Source organism: Novosphingopyxis baekryungensis DSM 16222 (assembly GCF_000420305.1).
In the GTDB taxonomy this organism is placed as follows: Bacteria; Pseudomonadota; Alphaproteobacteria; order Sphingomonadales; family Sphingomonadaceae; genus Novosphingopyxis; species Novosphingopyxis baekryungensis.
In genome coordinates this window covers 464,188-470,240 of record NZ_ATUR01000004.1, presented here as the reverse complement: position 1 = coordinate 470,240, position 6,053 = coordinate 464,188, and the positions used below count along the sequence as shown (strand labels likewise).

Below are 6,053 nucleotides of genomic sequence, written 5' to 3'. Positions count from 1 at the left end.
TTGGGAAATGGCCGTCCGACATCATCGCGTAGATTTTGGATCGACCGAATCCGGAAAGCTCTTTGACCTTTTCCAATCCGATCAGACGATCTTGAAGGTTGGACCGGATCGGCAGTACGCCTGAGCCGTCTGCAATTGGAGACGGTGCCCCAACGAACTGCTCATTTTGCTTGTGTTGCTTACGCTGCATAAGAACATGGCGAGGATCGAAAATGCATCGCAGCTGATAATCGGACAATGTGTCGTCGGTTGGTAAGCTCATCAACAGCTCCTCGAAATGTTGCTTGTCGACGAAGATATGGTGTGTCGGATCAGCATCGCTGTCAGCCCAGTGTTCGAGGTTCAATGCTCCGGTTGCGAAGCGCGGCAGGCAATTGTCCAGCTCCCACATGCGTGCCGGCATGGGAACAACTTCTCCGCCGCCAAAGGGACGTGTAAATGATGTCATCATCCCCGACAGAAAATCGTCGATGAAATACTGGCTCTGAAGCGCTACCAAATCTTTCAGACAATCATTCTCTGCGTCGTCGGACGGCGCGGCGAATATCAATGATAGTTCATGCGGTTCGATCTCAAGCCGACAACGCACCACGTTTGCGAACGCTTCAACCAGAGAGACGCGGCCAGTGGAAGCTAGGTCTAGTCTGCCGTCATAAACCGACCAGTTACCAAGCACGAAGGACGTTTCGGTTATCATAGGAGCGGTGATATATGTGTGATCTTCTCATCGCGTTAACGGCAGCTTCGCGCCCCAATGTCAGTCATAGGTTCAACCATTTTCGGCGCCCGAAAGCGGACATAGTCCCTAGACCACCGTGGTTTCCGCTTCCGTGGCATTGGGAAAGGTTCCGAATATCCGAAATGCGGTTTGGTTGCCGGCTGTCCGCTTTTGCGAATTAAGTAGGGATATCCCCCATCTAGAGAACGTGGCGTTTTTGGTAGTGCTGAGATATTTGGATAGACGATGGTCAGTTCTTAGAAGATTATCGCCTATGATTTTATGTCGCGCTTAAAGCTCTTCTCTGAAATAGAAGCACTGGACGAGGCGCGCACCCCGATATCCGGCGCCACGACCCATCGAATTTGGTGACAGCAGACACTCAGCACTATCGAAAGGTGGCACATTTTCAAGAGCGGCATCTGACAACGGTTATCTCCGAAGTGTAAGAAGCTATTTCTCAGAATAATTATCGATTACATAAGAAGCGCGAACGATCTTGTCGTCTCGTCACCCGCCGCAGCGCACGTAGCTTTCCACCGGTTCGTCCGATCCGGCGCGGTAGCGGGCGGTGCCGTCGCCATTCAGGCGCAGGAAGATGGCACGGGTGCTCACAGAATCCCCCACGCGTTCACGTAGAGTGATCGCAACATTATCTCCATTCACGTTCACATCGGTGACAGGCCCCCCGGTCTCGAAAAACGAAACCCGATCGGACTGGACGGTCACGTTCTGGAAGGCTGGCGCGTAGTTGTAGTCTTCGGCGCAAGCCCTTTCATCGAGGGCGTAAAGACCTTGGAAGCGCACTGGCACCGTTCTGATCGCGCCGGTTTCGGCTCGATTGTCATCGGAGCTTCCGACCGATGTATTGGTGCAACGCGTGTAGCGAACGCTTTGCCCGTCGCCCATTTTCACCCGCATCGCGCCACCTTCGTCGAGGCTGGCAAAATAGACCGCCTTGGGCTCTGGGCCGAGCGATTCGTTAGTTTCGAGATATGTAAGGGCCAGCGCACTTCCATTGCGACGGATTTCACGCGCTTTGCCGCCGCCCTCGAAGAAATACACCCCGGTGCCGGCAACAGTGAAGCGGCTGTGATTGCGCGCCGCGCAGTCGCCGGCGGTGATCGCCCAAGTGCCGCGGAACGCGGCCGGAATGCGCGCCAAATCGCGCGCACCGGTGGAACCGCCGGAATTGCTCTGGCCACTTCGACTCGCAAGCATGTCGATATCACGATCGGCGCTCGTATCGTCTGAAGCGGAGAAATCCCCCGCGTCCGCGAACATCTCGCCGGTTTCCGCTTGGGCGACAGCTTTGTCCGCTGTTTCTGCAAGTTCTTCTGCTTCGTTCTCCGCGGACGAACACGCGGCGAGAGCAAAAGCGAGAGCAAGAGTCGGCATCAACTGTTTATTGTGGATTTTCATCTTTCTTTCTCTCTAGAGTGTAGTTCCGACTGCCGCAGCGGGCGAGCCGCGCAGGCCGTTGTTTAGGCTGAGCACGCCAGCGACAAACCGACAATCGTGGAGTTAAGAAAGCAGGATTCAATTGCCTCTTCGAATTCGGCTCAATTCTGCTCTCGAGCCAACCGAACAAATGTCCACAAAAGTATTCCGACCGCCCCAATCCCTAGAACGAGTTGACCCGGTGCGGGCAGATCTAGGGTGTTTGCTAAGGCCGCCATCGTCAGACCGATGACGACCAGCGCGGCATTGGCTCCGGGTTTCTTAAGTTCGTTTTCATCAACCATATCAACGATTTAGCATTTCTGTCCAAAACCTTCAAATTTCGTCGCGATTACAGACCGGTTGTGCGATTTGGATCGTCGATCAACGTCGTCGGTTATGAAGGTTTAAATTAGCAGTCAGAGTTTCAGGTCGACTACGGCTTCGACGCCCCGCGCCATCACCGTGCCCGATCCGTCAACTTGGTTCGCGCGGCCGAACTTCACTCTTGCGCCGGTATTGCGCAGGCCGGTCGGCAGGCGTCCGACGGCCTGCCAGTCGGCGCATTGCCGCGCGGTGCACAGCACCGTGCGCGGCGCCGCGCCCTCTATGCCTTCGGTCAGTTCGAGATAGCAATTGTCGCCGCACTCAAAGCCGTTGAGCGTGACCGGCTTGTATTCAAGCCGGTCGTATTCGCGCGAGCGCGCCTCCATCACCTGCGCGTAGTTCTCCGAATTGATCGGCGTGTCCGCCGTGACCCTCGACTGTGTCTGTCCGGTGGATGCGGCGCTTTCGCCTTCACCAGTCAACCGTCTGCGCAGCGCGGCGGGCACCTGCGCGGTCGAGCAGGAGGCAAATTCAACGCCTTCGGTTGTGAAGTGCACCTGGTCGGTAATGGTGATCGCCAGCGTCTCGTCGGTGCGCGAGCTATCGTAGGTGTTTTGGCATGAATTGCGCAGGCGGTAAGTGTTACCCGAACGTGAGAGCACCTCGGCGCGGCAGGCACGTGTGCTCGAACCCGACAAGCCTTGGCCGTCCCAGACCCGCCAGGCAGCGTTGGCAGGGTTCTCGCAGCTTGTCCCATCGACTACGTAGACGCCCGGTGTGAGCGGGATCGTGCCTGGCGCGGCGGTGCTGGAGGCATTGCGCTTCAAGGAAGCGTCGGCCTCAGTGGGGGTGCCGCCGGTAGCGTTGTTCTGAGCGTCGGAAGCCGTTGTCGCGGATGCAGCGGTCGCGCCCTCCGAATCGGACTGATCGGTTGGCTGACAACCCCCCAGCGCGAGTGTGCAAAATGCGGCGGCGGCAATGGCTGCGATGTGGCTCATGATGACTCTGCCTTTGATCGTATGCTTGGGCCCGGATCTATGCATGAATTGCTAAGATTTAAGGACAGGCTCTAATTTACGACCAATGACAACCATCTGTCTCAATTGCGAACGTCTGCTTCCGCCGGTTCCGAAGCTGGAAGCGGACAGTCTCCTGTCGGCCCAGTTCCTGCTTGTCTGCAAGGCGCCCTAATTTCGGCCATTCGGGACGGCACAGCGTTTGCCGAAAAGCCGCCATTCGTTCAGGCCTCGGTCGAGTGTTCAAGATATGGACTTTCCCGCCGTCCCCGCTGCTTCATCAATCGGCCGCGCTGAGCTGGATCCAGTTTCGGTCTCATCATGCTGCAAGCTGTCAGGACAGCGGCGCGAATTTCTCAACACCAGCTTTTCGGCGCACTGGGTCGGTAGCAGCCGGGCTGGCTCGTTTCCCCTCGCGGACGAGCCTGAAAATTTCTCATAACATTTGAAGATTTTTCTTGAGATGCGGTTCCGGCATCGAAGCGCGGTTCGTAACCGGCCCAATCTCGTGATTGATGACTTTGTCGATCCGAGCTAGTCACTTTGCGATGACAGTTCCCACACGACCGCTGCTCGCACTCTACGTGGCTTGGCACCCTTCGTTTACTGCCGGAGATGCGATGGCTAAGACGCTGATGTCGCACTTCAGAAGGGAATTGTTCGACAGCGTTGCCGGAGGAACGGGGCTGAGCGTTCTCTTCCGCTCTGAGGCCGCACCGGGCGAGCCGTCCCCACTGCCCATCGATCCCGAAAGCGCGGAGACGACTGCGGTGATCGTTCTCGGTGACGAGCACATGGTCGGCGATCCGGAATGGCGTGGCTATGTCGAGGGCCTGTCCAGAGAAGCCGAAGCGCGGGGTCTGCGTATGCGGGTGCTACCCGTTGCCTTCGAGCATCAGGCGACGGCGCTGACGAGTGAGCAGGCCATCCGCTGCGACAAGTTCACGGGTTCGGCCGAGGCCAGGACATCTAGACTCATTGCCGAGCTCACGCTCGAGCTGTGTCGGATGCTTCGCCACTACCTAGTACGGCTGGAGCACGGTGACGACAGCGAGGAGGCGCTCAACGCCTACCTCGAAAAGGTGACGATCTTCCTCAGCCACTCCAAGCACGCCGGTAATGGTGAAGCGATCGCCAAGGCGCTCCGGGGCCACCTCCACGATGGGAAGGGTCTTTCGTCGTTCTTCGATGTCAATGACATCCCCGCCGGCGTTCCCTTCGACAGGGTGCTCCTAAACAGGGTGCGACAGAGCGCGGTCGTCGCCATTCATACGGACAGCTTCTCATCGCGGGAGTGGTGCCGTCGCGAGATCATAGAGGCGAAGCGCCACAATGTGCCGCTCATCGTGGCGAACTGCATCGGGGACCGTGACGAGCGGGGATTTCCGTATCTCGGGAATGTCCCGATCGTCCGCATGGATCCGGTGGGCATGGACCGCCTGGACGATGTCATCGGGCGGATCCTCGACGAGGTGCTGCGGGACTTCCTGTGGAAGTGCCGGATCGAGGTGACCGGTGTGAGCGACCCCGGGGTCACGTTCATCCCGCGGCCGCCCGAACTCATCTCCCTGGCCGCGCTTCCGAAGTCCGGGATGGCAGGGGACCCGATGATGGTGTACCCTGATCCTCCGCTCAGTCGAGAGGAGCAGAGGCTCTTCGAAGCGGTTGCACCACAGGTGGAGCTGAGGAGCTTCACCGAGTGGCTGGCGGAGAAGGCGTGATGGCATATAGTGAAGCTCTCTCCGACCAGGCGGTCGCGATCTCCGTTTCCGAGAGCCCTGACCTCGGTGCGCTCGGCATGGGAGAGGCCCATCTGCGGGATGCCACCGCGGAGATGGCGCGCCATCTCCTCGCCTTGGGCGCACGGGTCGCCTATGGTGGAGATCTGCGGGCGGGCGGGTTCACGGAGATCCTGTTCGAGCTCGTTGCTCGGCATCGCCGCGATGCTGACGAGGGCGACCAGCGTGCGGCTGTCCTGAGCTACCTCGCATGGCCCGTGCACATCTCGAAACCGTTCCACGATCTCGAGCGATATTCTCAGGAATTGGAGGGCATGGCCGAATTGCTTTTCCTCGCTCAGGACGGGACACCGCTGGCGAGGGATCAGCGCCGCGACCTCCAGACCCGTGCGGCAGAGCCCGGCGAGTGGATCGAAGGATTGACGATGATGCGGCGCCGTATGAGTCGCGACACTTCCGCCCGCATCATCGCAGGCGGGAAAGTGGATGGATTTCTCGGTGCGATGCCGGGGATCGCCGAAGAGGCGCAGGTGGCCCTGGAGGAGCGCCGGCCGCTCTACATTCTGGGCGGCTTCGGAGGCTGCGCGGCGGATATCGCCTCGGCCTTGGGCCTCGCCGAGGTCCCGGGTGTCACGGCGCGCGAATGGGGCCAGCGCGACATCTTCGCGAATGTTTTGACGCCTGACCTGTCGAACGGATTGAACCCGGAGGAGAACCGTACGCTTGCGGTCACTCCTCACATCGATGAAGCGGTTGCTCTCGTCCTTCGCGGACTTCTGCGTCTGTGCCGTGGCCCGGTAGCTCTATGAGCGG

6 protein-coding genes are annotated in these 6,053 nt (G+C 59.0%); 2 read left to right on the top strand and 4 right to left on the bottom strand.

What is annotated here, in order from left to right:
* The 4 genes from G410_RS0109185 to G410_RS0109170 all read right to left on the bottom strand — a co-directional run.
* On the bottom strand, positions 1-697 hold a 697-nt coding region (locus G410_RS0109185), incomplete at its 3' end, for a helix-turn-helix transcriptional regulator (RefSeq protein WP_028971282.1).
* Positions 698-1,228: 531 nt separating this feature from the next.
* Positions 1,229-2,140: a hypothetical protein gene (locus G410_RS0109180; RefSeq protein ID WP_022673361.1), complete on the bottom strand. Its 912-nt coding sequence runs from the start codon at positions 2,138-2,140 to the stop codon at positions 1,229-1,231.
* A gap of 140 nt (positions 2,141-2,280) precedes the next feature.
* Positions 2,281-2,463 carry a hypothetical protein gene (locus G410_RS0109175; protein ID WP_022673360.1) on the bottom strand — a complete coding sequence of 61 codons (183 nt, stop codon included), beginning with the start codon at positions 2,461-2,463 and terminating at the stop codon, positions 2,281-2,283.
* A 114-nt stretch (positions 2,464-2,577) separates the two neighbouring features.
* On the bottom strand, positions 2,578-3,483 hold the full coding sequence (locus G410_RS0109170; RefSeq protein ID WP_022673359.1) for a hypothetical protein: 906 nt from the start codon (positions 3,481-3,483) through the stop codon (positions 2,578-2,580).
* A 638-nt stretch (positions 3,484-4,121) separates the two neighbouring features.
* Here G410_RS0109170 and G410_RS0109165 point away from each other — a divergent pair.
* Together G410_RS0109165 and G410_RS0109160 are read left to right on the top strand one after the other, a co-directional pair.
* Entirely contained in the window at positions 4,122-5,222 is a 1,101-nt protein-coding gene (locus G410_RS0109165) for a TIR domain-containing protein (protein WP_022673358.1), read from the top strand.
* Positions 5,222-6,049 (top strand): hypothetical protein, encoded by an 828-nt coding sequence (locus tag G410_RS0109160; RefSeq protein WP_022673357.1) that lies wholly within the window; start codon positions 5,222-5,224, stop codon positions 6,047-6,049. The genes G410_RS0109165 and G410_RS0109160 overlap by 1 nt, the downstream gene beginning before the upstream one ends.
* The last annotated feature ends 4 nt before the right edge of the window (positions 6,050-6,053 follow it).

Bases quoted from the DNA above. Each gene is read 5' to 3' on its own strand.
- G410_RS0109175 (WP_022673360.1), bottom strand. From the start codon at position 2,463: ATGGTTGATGAAAACGAACTTAAGAAACCCGGAGCCAATGCCGCGCTG.
- G410_RS0109165 (WP_022673358.1), top strand. From the start codon at position 4,122: ATGGCTAAGACGCTGATGTCGCACTTCAGAAGGGAATTGTTCGACAGC.
- G410_RS0109180 (WP_022673361.1), bottom strand. From the start codon at position 2,140: ATGAAAATCCACAATAAACAGTTGATGCCGACTCTTGCTCTCGCTTTT.
- G410_RS0109170 (WP_022673359.1), bottom strand. From the start codon at position 3,483: ATGAGCCACATCGCAGCCATTGCCGCCGCCGCATTTTGCACACTCGCG.
- G410_RS0109160 (WP_022673357.1), top strand. From the start codon at position 5,222: ATGGCATATAGTGAAGCTCTCTCCGACCAGGCGGTCGCGATCTCCGTT.